Consider the following 19,230-nt stretch of genomic DNA (forward strand, 5'->3'; position numbering starts at 1 on the left):
GCCTCAATAGGGCATCGGATGCGCCCGGTGGGCGGCGTCGATATCCTCCAGCACCGCGTTGGACAGGACAAGATCCTTGCCGTCCAGGATATGTTGCAACTGCGCGCAGGTCGTGGCCCCGAAGATGCTCGACACCGCGAAGGGCCGCTGCACCGTGAACGCCATCGCCATATGCACCGGGTCCAGCCCGTGCTTTTCCGCCACGCCCAGATAGGCATCCACCGCCTCGAACGCGCGGGGGGTCCTGCGCCCGCCCATCTCGGGGCTCAGGGACATGCGGCTGTCCTCGGGGATGCGTCCGCCCTGGTACTTGCCGGTCAGAAGCCCGGTGGCAAGCGGTGAGAACGCCAGGAGCGTCACGCGCTCATGGACCGACAACTCCGCCATGTCGGTGTCGTAAAGCCGGCACATCAGCGAATATTCGTTCTGCACCGTCTGCACGCGGGGCAGGTCCAGCTCCTCCGACAGGCGCAGCCATTGCGCGGTGCCCCAGGCGCTCTCGTTGGACAGGGCGAAATGCCGGATCTTGCCCGCCTTCTGCGCCGCCCCCGCCGCGTCCAGCACGTCGCGCATGTTGTCCAGGATCTCGGCCCTGTCGCCCTTGGGCACGTAGGTCCAGTTCTGCCGGAACATGTAGCTGCCCCGGTTCGGCCAATGCAGTTGGTAGATGTCGATGTAATCGGTCCTCAGCCGCTCCAGCGAGCCCTCCAACGCCTCCGCAAACGTGGCCCCCGTGATCGGCTGCCCGGGCCGCACGAAGCCGCCATTCTCGCCCGAGATCTTGGTGGCCAGCTTGTAGTCGCCCCGCCGTGCCGGATGGGCGGCGTTCCAATTGCCGATCACGCGTTCCGTGTTGCCCACCGTCTCTGCCTTGACCGGGTTCACGGGATACATCTCTGCGGTGTCGATCACGTCGATACCGGCCTCCAGCGCCATGTCCATCTGCCGATGCGCCTGATCCTCGGGCGTCTGGTTGCCCCAGGTCATCGTGCCCAGGCAGTAATCGGTGATGGTCTCGTCGGTGGCCCCAAGGGGAACGTTGCGCATGTCGGATCGGTCCTTTCGGGCGGGGCTTGGGATCGGGGCGTCGGGTGGGTGAAACCCGCCATTCACCCGAATGAAATCCGCAAGGTAACGGGGAAATGACGGAGCGCAAGGCTTGAGAACATTTCATGAACATCTATAAAGGAGCCCATGGACATCTCTCGCCTCACCCGCCAATCCCACCGCCGCACCCGCCCCGGCCTGCGGCTTCTGGACCGGTTCGAGCTTGCCGGGCTGCGCGCCCACGAAGCCTGCGGCACCGCCCGCCGCCGCTTCGCCCTGTGGCTGGCGCAGGCCTGCACCGACCCGATCATCTGGATTCGCCCCGACTGGCACCCCGACCGCCTGCACATGGCCGGCGCCCGGGCAGATGTCGATCCCGGCCGCGTGGTCTTGGTGAATTGCTGCCGCCCCGCCGACCTTCTGTGGTGCGCGGAGGAAGGGCTCAGAAGCGGCCTCCTGCCGCTCGTGGTCGTCGACCTGCCCGAACCGCCGGGCCTCACGCCCGTGCGCCGCCTGCACCTGGCCGCCGAAACCGGAAGCGAACGGACGGGCCGCGCGCCCCTTTGCCTGCTGCTGACGCCCGGCGATGGCGGGGCCGCGGGGGTGGAAAGCCGCTGGCGCCTGTCACCCGCCCACCAATCCGACACCCCCACATGGTCCCTGTCCCGCCTGCGCGCCCGCGATGCCCCGCCCGCGGAATGGTCGGTGGTGCGGGGCACGGACGGCAGGCCAACCGTGAAACAGACAGACCCGACGCCCCAGATCGAACCCGCCTGAACGAACCGGCCCAAGTCGTTCTTTGGTCGAAACCGGCAACGCCCGGTCTGCGGACGAAGCGGTCATTGATAACTAGCTCGCAAATGTCTGGAGATAGGCAGACTTGTCGTGTTGTGACTTCATCATCGTCTCGCGCCAAATGGCTTGCTCTGCCGTGATAATCTCCAGCTCCCACACACACGCCACAGCAGGACGATTGATCGTGTCCAATGGAACTGCATCATCATATTGACGACGATAGATACGTTGGCAAAGGACCGAACCTTGCGCCCACCACTGCGCTGCGATTGTTAATCCAAGATCACCGGGATGAATGATTACGAAACCTAAGCCGTTGCTATCACCCATTTTCTGTGCATCGTCGATAACCTCTTCGCCTAGGAAGACTTTGGCAGTCTCTATCATCTCGCTGGTCACAGTCTTGCCTTCAGCAAGTATTTCATAAACCTTGAACTGAATTGCACCTAAATCCCACATCCCGCGATTAGCGGCGATACGCGGACTGTAGATTTCTATGGGGCCAGCATTCATCTAAAGCGTTCCTTTTGCATCCAAGGACACGCTATACCCATTCCCGCTAGGGTCAATTCTGCATCTGCAATGTCGGTAGGTCTGGGCTCAGACCCGCCCTCCGCTGCCTCTGCACACAGACCGACCTGGCAGCACCGACCCCGAGAGGCGGCAGCCGGGCCAATACCGAAAACCTCTTCTTCGAATGACGTCACATGCTTGCCCCCTCACCAACGTTGAGAGCCCGGGCGGACGCCGCATTCCCCTTGCCCTCTCCGCCCGACCCTCCTAAGCCGAATCCGTACCCACCGGGACCGCTGTTCCATGCGCCTCCTCATCTCCTTCGCCGCGCTGTTCGCGTCGGTGATCTTGCTGCAACTCTCCTCGTCCGGCGTGGGGCCGCTCGACGTTCTGTCGGGCAATGCGCTCGGCTTCACCAACGGGCAGATCGGCCTTTTGGGCTCGGCCCATTTCCTGGGATTCTTCATCGGCTGCTGGTGGGCGCCGCGCCTGATGGGCACTGTCGGCCATTCCCGCGCCTTCGCCGTCTTCACTGCCCTGGGCGCGATCGGGCTTCTGGCCCATATGGTCGTCGTGGACCCTTACGCCTGGGCCGCCATGCGCGTGGCCTCGGGCCTTTGCATCGCGGGATGTTTCACGGTGATCGAGGCGTGGCTGCAGGCCAAGGCCACGAACGAGAACCGGGGCCGCACCATGGGCGTCTACCGGATGGTGGATACCGGCGGGCAATTGGTGGCGCAGTTCATGATCGGGTTCCTCGCGCCCGCCTCCTACGTCTCCTACAACCTGCTGGCGATCCTGTGCTGTGCCGCCCTCCTGCCGCTGGCGCTCACCCGCCTGAAACAGCCCATGGCGACCGGCACGCCGCGCCTGCGCCCGATGCTGGCGTGGCGCCTGTCACCGCTTGCCGTGGGTGGCGTGGTCGTCTCGGGCGTGTCGGGCGCGTCGCTCAGGATGACCGGCCCGCTTTACGGCACCGAAGTGGGCCTCGCGCCCAATTCCATCGGCCTGTTTCTCGCGGCCTTCGTGCTCGGCGGCGCGCTCGCGCAATGGCCCGCGGGCCTTCTGGCGGATCGCTACGACCGGCGCTGGGTCCTGATCGGGTTCTCCGCCGCCTCCATCGTGTCATGCGCCATCACGATCGCCGTGCCCGGCCTTGGGCAGGCGGGCATCTTCTTCGCCGCGTTCCTTTTCGGGGCCACGACCTTCCCGATCTACTCCGTCTCCGCCGCCCATGCCCATGACTGGGCCAGCGACGACCAGCGGATCGAGCTCTCGGCCGCCCTGATGTTCTTCTTCGCCTGCGGCGCCATCGTCGCCCCGCTCACCACCTCGGGCCTCATCAGCGCCTTCGGTCCGGCCTCCTTGTTCTATTTCATCTCCGCCGCGCATCTGTTCCTGATCGTATTTGGCTTGATCCGGATGCGCCGCCGCGCGGCATCGGACACCCGCCAGCCCTATGTCTGGATCCCGCGCACCTCCTTCCAGGCGGGTCGCCTGTTCCGCCGCAACGGCGACAAATAGCGGGCAGCTTCGCGGAATCTCCAAGCTCCCGTCGCAATTCTGACGCCTTCGCCGGGCCATATCGCGCGCAACTCCTTGTCCCTTCGCGTGCGAGCCTCTGCCATGGTCTTTCTTCAACGCCTCCTCCTCGTCCTTGTCGGCGGCGCCTTCACCCTCGCCCTTGCGGCGCTGTTCCTCGGCCCGGCGGAGGAGGACGCGGCCCCGTCGTTCGAGGTTGCATCCACCTTGCCCGAGGCTGATCCCGGCGTGCTGCGCGACCTGGCCGCCACGCTGATCGGCGCACCCCGTGCCGCGCCAGGGCAGACGGCCCCCGCTGCCGCCCTTCCGCCCGATGCAAGCTTCACACCTTCCCAGCCGCTCACCCATGTCCCCGTCAGCGCCGGACCGCCGCAGGTCGCCGCCGCCCCAGCACCCGACACCGCGCCCCTCGCCTTGGATATCGACGCGGCCTGGCGCGCATGGATGGCCGCCCACGGCCTGACCGAAGGCGCGCTCGTCGTCCTGTCGCCCGATGGCACGATGCACCGCACGGGGTTGGAGCGGGACACCGCCACCTCCGTTCCCGTCGCCAGCCTCTCCAAGGCCATCACCGGCATCTGCCTCGACATCGTGCTGCACGAACACGGGCTTGGCTGGTACACGCGGCTCGGTGAAATCTCCGATCAGATGTCCGCCGTCCGGGTCACGCCGCAGGCTTGGAACGAGCACATCACGCTCGCCTCCCTCGTCACCCACACCTCCGGCCTCGCCCCCGACCTGACCCAAGGCACCATGGGCAGCGACCTGCACGGCGCTCTCGGCCTGCACCGCCGCATCGCGTCCGAGGCCCTGCGGGAGGAGAATATCCAAGGCACCCCGCGCACATTTTTCTACAACAACACCAATTACGCCGTCCTCGGCGTGGTGATCGAGGCGCTGACCGGTCAATCCTATTCGGAGGCCTGCCTGGACCGCGTGGTGACGCCAGCGGGCATCACCGATGCCACCATCCACGGGCAGATGGGCTCCCGCTCCTCCTATGGCGGGTGGGAGATGTCGGCCGAAAGCTACGCGCGCCTCGCCCAGCATTGGTTCACCGCCGGACAGCCCCGCATCGACGATCCCGCCAGCCGCCCGATGCGTGAAAACTACGCCCTTGGCTATACCATCCACGGCGATGGCGCGGGCGCGCAGATCTCCCATGGTGGGATGTTCTGCCACAATGGCGGCCCCAACCTTGGTGCCTATGTCCACGCGCGCGGCGACGGCACGGTGATCGTCGCCAATTGGTCCGGGCGCTGCATTTCCGCCGGGGATACCGCGTTGGGGACGACCTTCGCCGATCTGATGGAATAGGCCACTGGCCTTGGGCGCGGCACGGCGTTAAGCCTCTGGCAAAACCGTCCCGCGCCGAAAGCCAGTTCCATGACCCGCACGCTCATCACCAGCGCCATTCCCTACATCAACGGGATCAAGCACCTCGGCAATCTGGTGGGCAGCCAATTGCCCGCCGACCTCTATGCCCGCTACCTCCGCGCGCGGGGCCACGAGGTTCTGTTTCTCTGCGCCACCGACGAACACGGCACCCCGGCGGAACTTGCGGCGGCCAAGGCGGGCAAGCCGGTCGATGAATATTGTGCTGAGATGTGGGCCGTGCAGGCCGACCTGGCCAAAGGCTTTCGCCTGTCCTTCGATCATTTCGGGCGCTCCTCCTCGCCCCAGAACCACCGCCTCACCCAGCATTTCGCGGGCCGCCTCGCCGATGCGGGCCTGATCACGGAAGTGTCTGAAAAACAGGTCTATTCCAACGCCGATGGCCGCTTCCTCCCTGATCGGTATATCGAGGGCACCTGCCCCAATTGCGGATATGACAAGGCCCGCGGCGACCAGTGTGAGAATTGTACCAAGCAGTTGGACCCGACAGATTTGATCGAGCCGCGCTCCGCCATATCGGGCTCCACCGATCTGGAAGTGCGGGAGACCAAGCACCTCTACCTCCGCCAATCCTCCATGCGCGACCAACTCAACGAATGGATCGATTCCAAGACGGATTGGCCGATCCTCACCACCTCCATCGCCAAGAAATGGCTCAATGACGGCGACGGGTTGCAGGACCGGGGCATCACCCGTGATCTGGATTGGGGCATTCCGGTAAAGCGCGGGGATGCGCCCTGGCCGGGCATGGAAGGCAAGGTTTTCTACGTCTGGTTCGACGCGCCGATCGAATATATCGCTTGCGCAGCCGAGGCTGTGGAGGAAGGTTCGATTTCCGATTGGGAACGCTGGTGGCGTGTGGATAAGGGTGCCGATGATGTTCGATACGTGCAATTCATGGGCAAGGATAACGTGCCGTTCCACACCCTTAGCTTCCCCGCCACGATCCTGGGAAGCGGCGAGCCGTGGAAGCTGGTCGATTACATCAAGTCCTTCAACTACCTGAACTACGATGGCGGCCAATTCTCCACGTCCCAGGGGCGCGGTGTGTTCATGGATCAGGCGTTGGAGATCCTGCCAAGCGACTATTGGCGCTGGTGGCTGCTGTCCCATGCGCCCGAAACCTCTGATTCAGAGTTCACGTGGGAGGCGTTCCAGCAAGACGTCAACAAGGACCTCGCCGACGTGCTCGGAAATTTCGTCAGCCGGATCACCAAATTCTGCCGCTCCAAATTCGGCGAGGCGGTGCCGGAGGCCGGTGAATACGGTGAACAGGAAACCGCCCTCATCGCGGATCTGGAAAAGCGCCTTGCCGCCTACCAATCCCACATGGATGCCATCGACATCCGCAAGGCCGCGGCGGAGCTTCGGGCGATCTGGGTTGCGGGCAACGAATATCTACAAGCTGCGGCCCCCTGGACCGCGTTCAAGGAAGATCCCGACCGCGCCGCCGCGATCACCCGCTTCGCCCTGAACCTGATCCCGTTCTATGCGGGCCTGTCCGCCCCCTTCATCCCCGACGCGGCCCGCGCCATGGCCGATGCGATGGGAGTGGAGCTTGACTGGCCCACGGATGCGGAGACCGCGTTGAACCGCCTGCCCGGCGGCCACGCCTTCACCGTACCGGACGTCCTCTTCGCAAAGATCGCCGATGAGCAACGCGAGGACTGGGCCGAGCGGTTTTCGGGTTTGCGCACATAGATCGACCTAACCGGCGATCATTGTGCGCAAATCGCGTATATACTGGACCTATACCAACCCTATACCGATCCTATACGCCGCTCAGCCGCGCAAAACCGCGCCGGGATTGAGGATGTTGTTCGGGTCCAGGGCCGCCTTGATCGCCCGCATCGCCGCCAGCTTCCCCGGATCGCCATACCGCTCCAGATCGTCCACTTTCAGCCGCCCGATCCCGTGCTCCGCCGAGACGGAGCCACCCATCTCCGCCACCAGATCATGCACCGCGCGCTTGACCGCTTCGCGCTGGTGCTCATGGTCCGCGCGGGTCTTTCCCGGCATCGGGAAGACGTTGTAATGTAGGTTCCCGTCGCCCAGATGCCCGAAGCAATTGATCCTGAATTGGTCAATATTTCCAAGCGCTTCCGGCGCGGCGTTGATGAAGTCGGGGATGCGCGCGACCGGGACCGATATATCGTGCGACGACACCGATCCGACGCGCCGGTTCGCCTCGGGGATGCTCTCGCGGATGTGCCAGAACTCCTGCCGCTGCCCCTCCGATTGCGCCACCACCCCGTCGCTCACCAACCCGGCCTCGAACGCCTCCGCAAACAGCGCCTCCAGCGCCGCCTCGGGTGAGCCATGGCTCAATCCCAGGTCGATCAGGCAGCAATAATCGGGAATGGTTTCAAACGGTTGCCGTATATCGGGCCCCACTTCGGCCAAGAAATCAAAGCCCATCCGCCCGATCAATTCAAACGCCGAAATCCCCTCCCCGATCCGCCTCTGCGCCAGCCGCAACAGCTCCAGCGCCGCCGCAGAGGAGCCCACCGCCATCAGCGCCGCCCCGGTCGCAGCAGGCTTCGGGAACAGCCGCAAAGACGCCGCCGTGATCACGCCCAACGTCCCCTCCGATCCGATCAGAAGGTGGCGCAGATCATAGCCCGTGTTGTTTTTTCTCAGCGGCGACAAGGTGTTGACGATGGTGCCATCCGCCAGCACCGCCTCGACCCCCAACACCAGATCGCGCGCATTGCCATAGCGGATCACGTTCACGCCACCCGCATTCGTCGCCAGCAAACCTCCGATCCGGGCCGATCCTTGGGAGGCGAGCGTGAGCGGAAAGATCCACCCCTCCGCCTCCGCCCATCCGTGCACGTCCGACAGGATCGCGCCCGCCTCCACCGTCAATGTTCCCGCCTGCGCATCCATCGCACGCACGGCCCGCATCCGCTCCAGGCTCAACAAAATAGGGGGTGTGCCGCCTTGCTTGACCTGCCCGCCCACCAATCCCGTGCCGCCGCTATAGGGCACGACGGGCACGCCGCGCTCATTGGCAATCCGTAGGATAGTGGCAACGTCCGGCGTCGAGGATGGGGCGAGAACCGCCACTGCCTGCCCCGTCCAGCGGCCCCGCGGCTCCTCCAGATAGCGCGCGTCAGCCTCCCGGAAAACGTCGTCGGGCAGGGCCGCGCGCAATGTGTTCAGGATGTCCATGCCCCAGACCTAGCGCGCCCAATCGCCGCCGTCACCCGGCATCGGTGCGCCCGCGCCGGTCGTGGCGCAGGTTGGCGAACAGCACGTGGTTCCGCCACCGCCCGTCGATTTGCAGATAGCTTTGCGCGACGCCTTCGTATTTGAAGCCCGATTTCTCCAACACCCCGCGAGACGCCGCGTTTTCCGGCAGGCACGCCGCCTCCAACCGGCTGAGATCAAGCGCCTGGAACGCGTAGTGGCAGACCGCGCCAATCGCCTCCCGCATGTAGCCCTGGCGCACGAATGGCAGGCCGATCCAATACCCCAGCGTCGCCGATTGCGCCGGACCGCGCCGGATGTTGTCGAGCGTGATGGCCCCCAGAAGCGCGTCATCGGCGCGGCGCGTGATGAACAAAGGCACGGCAGAGCCCTGGTTGACCGAGCGTTGCGCCCAATAGACGCGGGCCGTGAAGCTTTTTCGGGTTAGGTGATCCTCGGCCCAGGCGGGCTCCCACGGGGTCAGGAAACTGCGCGATTGATGGCGCAGGGCTGCCCAGGGCCGGAAGTCCGCGTGGCGTGGCAAGCGCAGGGTCAGGCGTTCTGTTTCCAGTCGAAGATTGCGTTTTCGCGCGATCATCAGGCCGCCAGACGCTCCGTCACTCGGGAAAGGTCGGGGGCGGCCTCGACCGGCCCGTAAAGCGCCATGGCCGCACGACCCGCGCGGCCCAACGCGCCCGCATGGTCCTTCAGCCCGGCCAGCGTCACCGCATCCACACGCGCCACGGTTTCCTCCAGCGGCGGCACGCGGTTCCAGATCGCCACCAGCCGCGCCAGACGTTCCGCGCGCGCCGACGGGCTTTCGAGCCCCATCAGCAAACCCGCCTTCATCTGCGCCCGCGCGCGGGCCAATTCAGCCTCCGTCATCGTCTCGGCCGAGCGGCGCAATTCATCGACTGTCAGGCCGACCAGTTCCGGCAGATCCTCAGCGGAGGTTCCGGCATAGATTGTCAGCAACCCGGTGTCGTCATAGCTGCCCACTTGCGAATAGATCGTGTAGCACAGGCCACGCTTTTCGCGGATTTCCTGGAACAGGCGGGACGACATGCCGCCGCCAAGGGCTGTGGCAAAAATCTGCGCGGTATAGATATCGTCCGAGCGGTAGCCGGGCGCTTCAAGCGCGAGCGTGAAATGCGCCTGCTCCAGCCCTTTGACCACGCGATGTTCGCCACCGGCGAACTGGCCCGGCATTGGCACCGTGCCGGACACGGGCGTCAGGTGGCCGAACGTCGCCTCGGCCAGGCGCACAATCTCGGCGTGGTCCACGGCACCGGCAGCGGACAGGATCAACTGTTCGGGGCCGTAATTCTCCCCCACGAAGCGGTCGAAATCGGCGCGGCCAAAGGCCTGCACCCGCTCTGCCGGGCCAAGGATCGTGCGGCCCAAGGGTTGCTCAGGATAGGCCACTTCTTGCAACCAGTCGAAGATGATGTCGTCGGGCGTATCGGCGGCCTGCCCGATTTCCTGAAGGATCACACCGCGCTCGATCTCGATCTCCTTGGGATCGAACACGGGGTTCAGGACAATGTCCCCGATCAGGTCGAGCGCAAGGGCCACATCCTGTTTCAACACCCGCGCGTAATAAGCCGTCACTTCGCGCGACGTGTATGCGTTGATATAGCCGCCAACGTCTTCGATTTCCTCGGCGATCTGCAAGGCGCTGCGTCGCTTGGTGCCCTTGAACGCCATGTGTTCGAGGAAATGCGCGATGCCGTTCTGCTCCACCCGTTCGTGCCGCCCGCCCGCGCTGACCCAAAGGCCGAGCGCCGCGGATTCGAGCCCTGGCATATGTTCCGTCACGATGCGCAGGCCGTTCTTCAGGGTATGGATCTCAACACTCACGCAAACACGCTCCCTTCGATGACGGCTTCCAGCGCCGCCAGATCGTTGTCGACGCGCTGCATCCGCTCCTCCCGCTCGAACAGGTCGGCCATGCGCGGGGGCAAGGCGGGCCGGATTCCGGTTGCCGCTTCGACCGCGTCGGGGAATTTCGCCGGATGCGCCGTGGCGAGCGTGACCAGGGGCGTCGTACCCAGATGATCCTGCGCCACATGTACGCCGACGGCGGAATGGGGGCACAGAAGCTCTCCCATCTCGGGCAAAGCGCGCTTGATCATGGCGGAGGTCTCGTCTTCCGACGCGCGGCCCGAGGTGAAGGTTTCGCGCAACGCCTCCATCGCGCCCTGGCTGATCTGGAACGATCCGGCCGTTTGCAACTCGTCCATCACCTGTGCCACGGCGCGCCCGTCGCGGCCATAGGCATCGAAAAGTGCGCGTTCGAAATTGGACGACACCTGGATATCCATCGACGGGCTGATCGAGGGCGTGACGCCTTCCTTCGTGTAGGCCGACGTGACCATGGCGCGGTGCAGGATGTCGTTTTGGTTGGTGGCGATCACCAGCTTCTCGATGGGCAGGCCCATTCGCTTGGCAATGTAGCCCGCGAAGATGTCGCCGAAATTGCCCGTGGGTACGCAAAACGACACCGACCGGTGCGGCGCGCCCAAGGCGACAGCGGCGGAAAAGTAGTAAACCACCTGCGCCAGGACCCGCGCCCAGTTGATCGAATTCACACCGGCCAGCTTCACCCGGTCCCGGAATTCGAAATGGTTGAACATGTCCTTCAGCCGCGCCTGGCAATCATCGAAATCGCCGGTGATGGCGAGCGCGTGGGCATTGGCCTCGGTCACGGTGGTCATCTGGCGACGCTGCACGTCACTGACCCGGCCATGGGGGAACATGATGAACACGTCGACATTGTCGAGGCCGCGAAACGCCTCCATCGCTGCCGATCCGGTGTCGCCCGACGTCGCACCCACGATAGTCACGCGGTCGCCGCGACGCGCAAGGGCGGCCTGGAACAGTTGCCCGATCAATTGCATCGCGAAATCCTTGAACGCGAGCGTCGGCCCGTGGAACAGCTCCAGCAGGAAATGGTTCGATTGCAATTGCTTGAGCGGCGCGCGCGCGGCATGGCCGAAGCCCGCATAGGCCTTGGCGATCAGCTCCGCGAAGTCCGCATCGCTGAACGTATCGCCGATGAAGGGCCGCATCACGCGGAACGCGATCTCCTCGTAGCTGAGGCCCGCCATGGCGGCGATGTCACCGTGGCTCAGCGCGGGGATTTCGGCGGGCACGTACAGGCCCCCGTCCCGCGCCAGACCGGTCAACATCGCGTCTTCAAAGCTCAAATCCGGCGCGTTGCCGCGCGTCGAGACATACCGCATTGGCTCTCCCTCAGGCCGTTCGTCGGGTGATACGCCAAGCCAGGAACGCTGTCATCCCCAACCAGACGATCGCCAGCCCGAACCACTGTACCGCATAGCCCAGATGGTTGTTCGGGATCCCCTCGGACGTCACGGGCAAGGGCGTCACGGGGGCGTCCGAAACCGACATCTCGCGGGCCACGATGAAGACTGGCTCGGTGTCGAAATGGGCCGCCAACGTGTCCACGTCGCGGGCGAACCACATGTTGCGCGCGATGTCGGGCGCGGGCGTGAACCCGTCCACCTCGTCGGGCCAATGGAGGTTGCCGATCACCGTCACCTCCCCCTCCGGCAGGGGCACGGTTTCGATGCTTTCGTGCAGGAACCCGCGATCCACCAGAACGCGCCGACCGCCCTCGGTCCCGAACGGAGAGATCAGGCGAAACCCCGGCCCCGATCCCTGGACGGAGACGAGTACACGCGCCGGGTCCTCCAGAAACTGCCCGGTCACGGTGACGGGCAGGTACCGGTCCGCCTCCCGGTCGGGGGCGGCGGGCAGGCCGACGGGGGTCGCGTCGATCCGCGCCTCGATCTCGGCCAGCACAGTTTCTTTCCAGGCGAGTCTTTGCAATTGCCATACGCCAAGCGACACCAGGATCGCCGCGCCGATGATGCCGAACAGACCAACCGTGATGATGCGACCGCCCATGGATCCCCTTCGAAGGATCAAGGGCCCACCTGTCCGGCGGGCCCCGTCATCTTGCCAAGACTTTCAAAACGTCCCACCGGCCCGGATGGGGCCACGCCCGGTCTCCGGGCGCGGGGGGCGGTGGAGGGTGGGAGGGCGAGTGCCGAAGCCTCCCCGCCAGCTCCCTACAGGGCGTTACTGACCCCAGATATAGACCGCCACGAAGAGGAACAGCCACACGACGTCGACGAAGTGCCAGTACCACGCCGCCGCCTCGAACCCGATATGCTTCTCGGCGGTGAAATGGCCCTGCCGCACGCGAAGGTAGCAGATGAACAGGAAGATCGTGCCGATCACCACGTGGAAGCCGTGGAAGCCCGTGGCCATGAAGAAGGTGGAATAAAATTTGTCGCCGTCCGGGCCGCCGAATTGCCAATCGTGGTGGACGATCAATTCGTAATACTCGTAGGCTTGGAGAGCGGTGAAGGCGACGCCCAGGACAACCGCGCCCAGAAGCCCGTATTCCACGTCCTTGCGGTCGCCGTTATGGACCAGCGCGTGGTGCGCCCAGGTCACAAGGCAGCCCGACAGAAGCAGGACCAGCGTGTTGATGAGCGGCAGGTGGAACGGGTCGACCTGATAGATTTCCGGCGGGATGTAGGTGGAGGCCTCGTAGCCATCCATCGGGAAAATGGCGTGTTTGAAAAACGCCCAGAACCACGCCACGAAGAACATCACCTCGGACATGATGAACATGATGAAGCCGTAGCGCAGACCGATGCGGACCACCGGCGTGTGATCGCCGTCGCCGCTTTCATGGACCACATCCGCCCACCAGGCATACATCACGTAAAGGACCGCCACGAAGCCCGCCGCGAACAGCCACGGGCTGCCGGAATGCATCCAGTTCACCGCGCCGAACAGCATGGCGAAGGCCCCCGCCGCCGCGATCAGCGGCCAGATCGACGGCGGGAGGATGTGGTAGTCGTGGCGTTTTACGTGGGCCATGGCAGGTCTCCGGTCATTGTCCTTGCGCCGCTGCACGCGCGGCGGATTGGTCTCAGTTCTCCGCGTCGAGCGCGGCGTAATCTTCGGGCATGTCCATGACGTGGAACGTGTAGGACAGGGTAATGGCGGGCGTGTCGACGGTTTCGGGATCGTTCTGGATCTCGGGGTCGACGAAGAAGGTCACGGGCATCTCCACCCGCTCCCCGGGCATCAGGATCTGCTCCTCGAAGCAGAAACACGCGATCTTCACGAAATAGCCGCCGGTGTCGAAGGGGGCCACGTTGAAACTCGCGGTTCCCGCGATGGGATAATCGGTCGGGTTATAGGCCTCGTAGAAAGCCAGCCCCGTCTCCCCGATGCGGATATCGACGTGGGGGACCATGGGGCGGAACTCCCATGGCATGTCCGCGGCGGTGGAGGCGTCGAAGCGGATGCGGATCACATCGTCGAGGATCGTGTCGCTTTCCGCGTCCGCCGTCACGGTCGCGCCGCCGAAGCCCGTCACCCGGCAGAACCAATCGTAGAACGGCACCGCGGCGGCGGTCATCGCGCCCATGAACACAACCACACCGCACAGCTTCAAAACGGTGCGCGCGTTGGTGTCCATGCCCTTCGGTCGTTCGCTCATTCCGTGCTCTCCGTCACCGGCAGCATGGAGGCGCGGGGCTGGTGGTCATTGGCCTCCAGCAATCCGCCTTCGCGCACCTTCGCGATGGTCAGGCCGAACACCACGGCGCAGAACCCCAGCAGGCACAGGGCCGTGCCGACATTGCGCCCGAAGCGGCGCTTGTGGATCTCGTGAGTCTCCGCCAGGCTCTTGGTCTCCGCCATCAGATCAGCCTCCAGATCGCATCGACCAGAAGCGCGCCGAAATGCAGGAAGAGGTAGAGGAGTGAGAATTTGAAAACGCGCTTCTCCACCGCGTAGCCATCGGCCTCCGCCACATCCTCATTGCGCCGCCAGATGTCCCACGCGCCCTTGAGGAAGATCGCGTTGAGCACGATCGCCGCGGCCAGATAGACGGGGCCCGCCACCGGTGTCAGCGCAAGGCCGAGGGCCACCGGGACCAGCAAGATCGTGTAGATCAGGATCTGCTTCCGCGTCTCGGCGCGCCCGTGGGTGACGGTCAGCATCGGTACATCGGCCTTGTGATAATCGCCCTTCATGAAAAGCGCCAACGCCCAGAAATGCGGCGGCGTCCACATGAAGATCAGCCCGAACATGAGGACCGACGCGAGGGAGACGTCGCCCGTCACCGCCGCCCATCCGATCATCGGAGGGAACGATCCCGCGGCCCCGCCAATCACGATATTCCACGGCGTCGCGCGTTTCAGCCATATCGTGTAGATCACCGCGTAAAAGAAGATGGTGAAGGCCAGAAGCCCGGCCGCGACCCAATTCGTCGCAAGCCCCAACATCACCACCGACAACGCGCTCAGCCACAGGCCAAGTGTCAACGCCTCCCCCGCCGGGACCTTGCCCGCGGGGACGGGCCGTTTGGCGGTGCGCTTCATGACCGCGTCAATATCCGCGTCGTACCACATATTCAGCGCGCCGGAGGCGCCGGCGCCGAGCGCGATGAACAAGATCGCCGTGAACCCGATCATTGGGGACGTGCCGCCGGGCGCGACGAGAAGGCCCACCAAGGCAGTGAACACGACCAGCGACATCACCCGCGGCTTGAGCAGGGCAACGTAATCGCCGAACCCCGCCTCGGGCGTGCCGGTGCGGGCTTCGGTCACGGATTGTGCGGTGAAATCGCTCATCTCTGTCGCTTACTCAGCCGCCGCCAGCTCGATATATTGCGGCGCGCGCGCCCCATCGAGGGACGCGAATGCCGCCGCTTCACCCGCCAGCCACGCCTCGTATTCCTCGGCCGTGACGGCGAAGACGGTAATCGGCATGTAGGCATGCGCCGCGCCGCACAGTTCGGAACATTGGCCGAAATAGATGCCTTCCTCGCCGGGGGCGACCGTGAAGTGCAGCTCTGCCAGACGTCCCGGCACGCCGTCCTGCTTCACGCCAAAGGCCGGGATGGTCCACGAATGGATCACGTCGGCGGCGGTGACTTGCACCACGATGGTCTGGCCCGTCGGCACCACGACGGCGGTATCGGTGGCCAGCAGGTATTCATCGCGCGAATATCCGTAATCGGCCAGCTCGTCCTCATTCAGCATGTAGCTGGGATATTCGATCCCGTGCTCGGGGTATTCGTACGTCCAATACCATTGGAACCCGGTCGCTTTCACGACGACATCGGCCTCGGGGATCGTCTGCTGGCGGAACAGGACCGGAAGGGAGAACGCGCCGATCACCACGAGGATCAGAAGCGGCACGATGGTCCAGGCCACTTCGATCCGGGTGTTGTGGGTGAAGGTCGCAGGCTCCGGATTGGCCTTGGCATTGTGCTTGAGCGCCGACCAGATCAGCAAGCCCAGGACAAAGACCGTGATCGCGGCGGCGATCCAGTGCAGGAAGCTGTCGAGCGCGCGGATGTCGAGCGCACCGTCGGTCACGCCCGGCTGGAAGCCGATGCCACCGGGCTCCGGCGCGCCGATGATCTCCAGATCGCCCCGGATTTCCGTGGTTTGCGCCGCCGCCATCGTGGGGGCCATCATCGCGGTTGCGAGGGTTGCGCCAATCGCGGCCCAAAGGCCGCTGAGCTTCTTGCGAAGTGCCATATGGTCTGTCCTGTTGTCTGTCCGGGTGTCCGACCCCGGGGCGATCCCCGCGGGCCCGTTCCAGCGTCTGTTCACGTTGCGCCAGACCATATAGCGGGCCGACGTTCAAGACAGTGCTCTAAATTGTCTCACCCAAGAGTGCCGCGCAGCGGTGCTCGTAGCTCTGCAAGAGTGCCGCGCAGCGGTGCTCGTAGCTCTGCAAGAGTGCCGCGCAGCGGTGCGCGCAGGTGTCTCTTTGCCCAAAGAACCGGTATCCATGAACCCTGCCTCCGCTCAATTCTCAACGGGGTGTCGCACCCACCCCAAATCGCCTTATGTATGACCCCGAGACAGGAGCAGACTTCATGGCCGACACATCCCCCTTCCGCCCGTTCGACACCCATCTGGACGAAGCCGCCGCCCTGCGCATCCTGCGCGCGGCCACCGATGGGGCGGAAGACGGGGAATTGTTCCTTGAGCGCCGCCGGTCCGAGGTGCTGGTCTTCGACGATGGCCGCATCAAGAACGCCTCCTACGACGCGGCGCAGGGATTCGGCCTGCGCGCCGTTAAGGGGGAGGTTGCGGGCTACGCCCATTCCACGGAGCTTTCCGAGGCCGCCCTGCTACGCGCAGCCGAAACCGCGCGGCTGGCCGTGGGGGACGGGGGCGGCACGCTCGCCGATGCGCCGCGCGGGACGAACGAAAAGCTCTACACCGATGACGACCCCATGGCGGGCGCGGAATTCGGTGTGAAGCTGGAGACGCTGGCCGAGATCGACGCCTTCGCCCGCGCCCTTGATCCGCGCATCGTGCAGGTCAGCGCCTCGATGGCCGCGTCGCATCAGGAGGTCGAGATCCTGCGCCCCGAAGGCACGCGGGTTTCCGACATTCGCCCGATGGTGCGCCTGAACGTCTCCGTCATCGTGGAGGAGAATGGCCGCCGCGAAAGCGGATCGGCGGGCGGTGGCGGGCGCGTGGGCCTTCTGGGCCTGATGGAGCGCGGCCATTGGGAATCGGTCGCCAGGGAAGCCCTGCGCATCGCCGTGGTGAACCTGTCGGCAGAACCCGCGCCTGCGGGCGTGATGGACGTGGCCCTTGGCCCCGGCTGGCCCGGTATCTTGCTGCACGAGGCCGTCGGTCACGGGCTGGAGGGCGATTTCAACCGCAAGAAGCAAAGCGCCTTTGCCGGCCTGATGGGGCAACGGGTGGCGGCCAAGGGCGTGACCGTGCTGGACGATGGCACGATCCCCGACCGCCGCGGCTCCATCTCCGTCGATGATGAGGGCACGCCGTCCAGCGCCACCACCCTGATCGAGGACGGCATCCTCGTGGGTTACATGCAAGACCGTCAGAGCGCCCGCCTGATGGGGGTGGAGCCCACGGGCAACGGCCGCCGCCAGGGCTTCGACCACGCGCCGATGACGCGGATGACGAACACCTACATGCTGGGTGGCGAGGCCGACCCCGGCGATATCGTGGCGGATGTGAAGGACGGGATTTATGCCGTGGGTTTCGGCGGCGGGCAGGTCGACATCACCAACGGCAAGTTCGTCTTCTCCTGCACGGAAGCCTACCGGGTGAAGAACGGCGTTGTCGGTGCGCCGGTGAAGGGTGCGACCCTGATCGGCGACGGCGCGACGGCGATGACGCAGGTGCGCGCCATCGGCAATGACATGGCGCTTGATCCGGGCATGGGGAATTGCGGCAAGAACGGCCAATGGGTGCCGGTGGGCGTGGGGCAACCGACGCTGCTGATCGGCGGGCTGACGGTGGGCGGCTCCGCGGCTTGAGCACGATGGATGGCACTGCGGTTGACTGCCTTGGGGGGAACGGATGGCCCGAGACCGGGCGTTTGCCAGTAACCTTCCGTTAACCAATTGCCGCCAAGCCTGTGGCCATGTGGACCGCACCCGATTCCCCGTCGCATTTCGCGGCTGATCCCTTCTTCTACGAGGCGCCGGTCTCCTATATCCCGCCGCCTGCGAGCGGAGAGGACGAGCGTCTGATGCGCCTGCGCCTGATCCGGTCGCGGCGGGTGGGGCCTGCGACGTATCTGCGACTTCTGTCCGAACACGGCTCCGCTGCCGCCGCGTTGCGGGCATTGCCGGAGGTTGCGAAGGCCGCGGGCGTGAAGGGGTATGAGCCCTGCCCCGAACCCGTGGTTCTGGCCGAATTGCGCGCCGCCGCCCGGGTGGGGGCACGGATGATCTGCCTCGGTGATCCCGATTACCCCGCGATGCTGGCCGACACGTCCGACGCGCCGCCGATCCTGTGGTCGATGGGCCGGGCGAGCCTGCTGTCGAAACCCTGTGTGGCGATTGTCGGCACGCGCAACGCCTCCGGCCTCGGCGCGCGAATGGCGCGGAAGCTGGCCGCCGACCTGGGGGAGGCCGGGTTCACCATCGTCTCGGGCCTTGCGCGCGGGATCGACGCGCTGGCCCATAAGGCGAGCCTGCCCGCCGGCACCATCGCGGTCCTCGCCGGTGGTGTCGATGTGGTCTATCCGGCGGAGAATGCGGCCCTTGCGGCGGAGATTGCGGAGACCGGGCTGCGCCTCTCCGAACAGCCGCTTGGCCTGCAACCGCAGGCCCGCCACTTCCCGCGCCGCAACCGCATCGTCTCGGGCCTCGCCCAGGGCGTGGTGGTGGTGGAGGCGGCGGCGCGCTCCGGCTCGCTCATCACAGCGCGGCTTGCGGGGGAACAGGGGCGGGAGGTGATGGCCGTGCCGGGCCACCCGATGGACAGCCGCGCGTCGGGGGCCAATATCTTGCTGCGCGACGGGGCCACGCTGATCCGCTCCGCCGACGATGTGTTGGAGGCATTGGGCCTGCCTGCCCCGGTTCGCGACACGGCCCCCGCCCGCGCGCCTGACCCGACCCGCGCATCCGAGGCGGCGCACACCGCACCGCCCCCGCCCGACGCGCCGTTGGAGGGCCGCATTCTCGCCGCGCTTGGGCCGACGCCGCTGGCCGAGGATCAGCTGACCCGCGACATGCGCGCCCCGGCCCGCGACATGGCGCAGGCCCTTGCGGTGCTGGAAATGTCCGGTCGCATCACCCGCTCCGCCGGCGGCATGGTGCAGCTGGCGGGCGACTGACGCGCAAGACGTCCGTTGATTTCGGCCATCCCTGGGCGGCGGCTTGGCCACGCGGGGACCAATCGCACG

At 65.5% G+C, this 19,230-nt stretch carries 18 protein-coding genes; 6 read left to right on the forward strand and 12 right to left on the reverse strand.

The features are described from left to right. Nucleotides 1–3: 3 nt before the first annotated feature. Nucleotides 4–1,047, reverse strand: a complete 1,044-nt coding sequence (locus KUW62_RS11125; RefSeq protein WP_224815548.1) for an aldo/keto reductase — start codon at nt 1,045–1,047, stop codon at nt 4–6. 147 nt (nt 1,048–1,194) lie between these two features. On the opposite strand from KUW62_RS11125, the gene KUW62_RS11130 reads away from it, so the two are divergent. After that, entirely contained in the window at nt 1,195–1,824 is a 630-nt protein-coding gene (locus KUW62_RS11130; RefSeq protein WP_224815549.1) for an ImuA family protein, read from the forward strand. A 72-nt stretch (nt 1,825–1,896) separates the two neighbouring features. On the opposite strand, the gene KUW62_RS11135 is transcribed toward KUW62_RS11130, so the two are convergent. After that, a complete protein-coding gene (locus KUW62_RS11135) occupies nt 1,897–2,355 on the reverse strand; it encodes a hypothetical protein (RefSeq protein WP_224815550.1) in 459 nt (152 codons plus the stop codon). Between the two features lie 303 nt (nt 2,356–2,658). Here KUW62_RS11135 and KUW62_RS11140 point away from each other — a divergent pair, with 303 nt between their 5' ends. From KUW62_RS11140 to metG, 3 genes are all read left to right on the forward strand, one after another. Beyond that, nucleotides 2,659–3,879, forward strand: coding sequence for an MFS transporter (locus KUW62_RS11140; RefSeq protein WP_224815551.1), 1,221 nt, complete (start codon nt 2,659–2,661; stop codon nt 3,877–3,879). A gap of 102 nt (nt 3,880–3,981) precedes the next feature. Continuing rightward, nucleotides 3,982–5,214 carry a serine hydrolase gene (locus KUW62_RS11145; RefSeq protein ID WP_224815552.1) on the forward strand — a complete coding sequence of 411 codons (1,233 nt, stop codon included), beginning with the start codon at nt 3,982–3,984 and terminating at the stop codon, nt 5,212–5,214. Nucleotides 5,215–5,283: 69 nt separating this feature from the next. After that, on the forward strand, nt 5,284–6,993 hold the full coding sequence (gene metG / locus KUW62_RS11150) for a methionine--tRNA ligase (protein WP_224815553.1): 1,710 nt from the start codon (nt 5,284–5,286) through the stop codon (nt 6,991–6,993). An 81-nt stretch (nt 6,994–7,074) separates the two neighbouring features. Here the strand turns inward: metG and KUW62_RS11155 are convergent, their stop codons facing one another. The 10 genes from KUW62_RS11155 to coxB form a co-directional block, all read right to left on the reverse strand. Beyond that, nucleotides 7,075–8,466, reverse strand: a complete 1,392-nt coding sequence (locus KUW62_RS11155; protein WP_224815554.1) for an FAD-binding oxidoreductase — start codon at nt 8,464–8,466, stop codon at nt 7,075–7,077. A 31-nt stretch (nt 8,467–8,497) separates the two neighbouring features. Further along, nucleotides 8,498–9,082 (reverse strand): GNAT family N-acetyltransferase, encoded by a 585-nt coding sequence (locus KUW62_RS11160; protein WP_224815555.1) that lies wholly within the window; start codon nt 9,080–9,082, stop codon nt 8,498–8,500. Continuing rightward, nucleotides 9,082–10,344: a pitrilysin family protein gene (locus KUW62_RS11165; protein WP_224815556.1), complete on the reverse strand. Its 1,263-nt coding sequence runs from the start codon at nt 10,342–10,344 to the stop codon at nt 9,082–9,084. The genes KUW62_RS11160 and KUW62_RS11165 overlap by 1 nt, the downstream gene beginning before the upstream one ends. After that, nucleotides 10,341–11,729 (reverse strand): threonine synthase, encoded by a 1,389-nt coding sequence (gene thrC / locus KUW62_RS11170; protein ID WP_224815557.1) that lies wholly within the window; start codon nt 11,727–11,729, stop codon nt 10,341–10,343. The genes KUW62_RS11165 and thrC overlap by 4 nt, the downstream gene beginning before the upstream one ends. 10 nt (nt 11,730–11,739) lie before the next feature. Next, complete coding sequence (locus KUW62_RS11175; RefSeq protein ID WP_224815558.1) at nt 11,740–12,417, reverse strand: SURF1 family protein; 678 nt, start codon at nt 12,415–12,417, stop codon at nt 11,740–11,742. Nucleotides 12,418–12,591: 174 nt separating this feature from the next. Further along, on the reverse strand, nt 12,592–13,404 hold the full coding sequence (locus KUW62_RS11180; RefSeq protein ID WP_224815559.1) for a cytochrome c oxidase subunit 3: 813 nt from the start codon (nt 13,402–13,404) through the stop codon (nt 12,592–12,594). Nucleotides 13,405–13,456: 52 nt separating this feature from the next. Beyond that, nucleotides 13,457–14,032, reverse strand: a complete 576-nt coding sequence (locus tag KUW62_RS11185) for a cytochrome c oxidase assembly protein (protein ID WP_224815560.1) — start codon at nt 14,030–14,032, stop codon at nt 13,457–13,459. Continuing rightward, nucleotides 14,029–14,235, reverse strand: coding sequence for a hypothetical protein (locus tag KUW62_RS11190; protein ID WP_224815561.1), 207 nt, complete (start codon nt 14,233–14,235; stop codon nt 14,029–14,031). The genes KUW62_RS11185 and KUW62_RS11190 overlap by 4 nt, the downstream gene beginning before the upstream one ends. Further along, nucleotides 14,235–15,170, reverse strand: a complete 936-nt coding sequence (gene cyoE / locus KUW62_RS11195) for a heme o synthase (protein WP_224815562.1) — start codon at nt 15,168–15,170, stop codon at nt 14,235–14,237. The genes KUW62_RS11190 and cyoE overlap by 1 nt, the downstream gene beginning before the upstream one ends. 9 nt (nt 15,171–15,179) lie before the next feature. Beyond that, the gene (coxB, locus tag KUW62_RS11200; RefSeq protein WP_370632882.1) at nt 15,180–16,085 is read right to left on the reverse strand and encodes a cytochrome c oxidase subunit II; all 906 of its coding nucleotides are present in this window, start codon (nt 16,083–16,085) and stop codon (nt 15,180–15,182) included. Between the two features lie 344 nt (nt 16,086–16,429). On the opposite strand from coxB, the gene tldD reads away from it, so the two are divergent. Together tldD and dprA are read left to right on the forward strand one after the other, a co-directional pair. Continuing rightward, nucleotides 16,430–17,854 (forward strand): metalloprotease TldD, encoded by a 1,425-nt coding sequence (gene tldD / locus KUW62_RS11205; protein ID WP_224815563.1) that lies wholly within the window; start codon nt 16,430–16,432, stop codon nt 17,852–17,854. 215 nt (nt 17,855–18,069) lie between these two features. Then, on the forward strand, nt 18,070–19,161 hold the full coding sequence (gene dprA / locus KUW62_RS11210; RefSeq protein ID WP_224817096.1) for a DNA-processing protein DprA: 1,092 nt from the start codon (nt 18,070–18,072) through the stop codon (nt 19,159–19,161). Nucleotides 19,162–19,230: the final 69 nt, after the last annotated feature.

Origin of the sequence: Hasllibacter sp. MH4015 (assembly GCF_020177575.1) — a bacterium.
Taxonomy (GTDB): domain Bacteria; phylum Pseudomonadota; class Alphaproteobacteria; order Rhodobacterales; family Rhodobacteraceae; genus Gymnodinialimonas.

Coding starts and splice junctions, on each gene's coding strand:
- KUW62_RS11125 (WP_224815548.1), bottom strand. CDS start 1,047: ATGCGCAACGTTCCCCTTGGGGCCACCGACGAGACCATCACCGATTAC.
- KUW62_RS11130 (WP_224815549.1), top strand. CDS start 1,195: ATGGACATCTCTCGCCTCACCCGCCAATCCCACCGCCGCACCCGCCCC.
- KUW62_RS11135 (WP_224815550.1), bottom strand. CDS start 2,355: ATGAATGCTGGCCCCATAGAAATCTACAGTCCGCGTATCGCCGCTAAT.
- KUW62_RS11140 (WP_224815551.1), top strand. CDS start 2,659: ATGCGCCTCCTCATCTCCTTCGCCGCGCTGTTCGCGTCGGTGATCTTG.
- KUW62_RS11145 (WP_224815552.1), top strand. CDS start 3,982: ATGGTCTTTCTTCAACGCCTCCTCCTCGTCCTTGTCGGCGGCGCCTTC.
- metG (WP_224815553.1), top strand. CDS start 5,284: ATGACCCGCACGCTCATCACCAGCGCCATTCCCTACATCAACGGGATC.
- KUW62_RS11155 (WP_224815554.1), bottom strand. CDS start 8,466: ATGGACATCCTGAACACATTGCGCGCGGCCCTGCCCGACGACGTTTTC.
- KUW62_RS11160 (WP_224815555.1), bottom strand. CDS start 9,082: ATGATCGCGCGAAAACGCAATCTTCGACTGGAAACAGAACGCCTGACC.
- thrC (WP_224815557.1), bottom strand. CDS start 11,729: ATGCGGTATGTCTCGACGCGCGGCAACGCGCCGGATTTGAGCTTTGAA.
- KUW62_RS11175 (WP_224815558.1), bottom strand. CDS start 12,417: ATGGGCGGTCGCATCATCACGGTTGGTCTGTTCGGCATCATCGGCGCG.
- KUW62_RS11180 (WP_224815559.1), bottom strand. CDS start 13,404: ATGGCCCACGTAAAACGCCACGACTACCACATCCTCCCGCCGTCGATC.
- KUW62_RS11185 (WP_224815560.1), bottom strand. CDS start 14,032: ATGAGCGAACGACCGAAGGGCATGGACACCAACGCGCGCACCGTTTTG.
- KUW62_RS11190 (WP_224815561.1), bottom strand. CDS start 14,235: ATGGCGGAGACCAAGAGCCTGGCGGAGACTCACGAGATCCACAAGCGC.
- cyoE (WP_224815562.1), bottom strand. CDS start 15,170: ATGAGCGATTTCACCGCACAATCCGTGACCGAAGCCCGCACCGGCACG.
- coxB (WP_370632882.1), bottom strand. CDS start 16,085: ATGGCACTTCGCAAGAAGCTCAGCGGCCTTTGGGCCGCGATTGGCGCA.
- tldD (WP_224815563.1), top strand. CDS start 16,430: ATGGCCGACACATCCCCCTTCCGCCCGTTCGACACCCATCTGGACGAA.
- dprA (WP_224817096.1), top strand. CDS start 18,070: ATGCGCCTGCGCCTGATCCGGTCGCGGCGGGTGGGGCCTGCGACGTAT.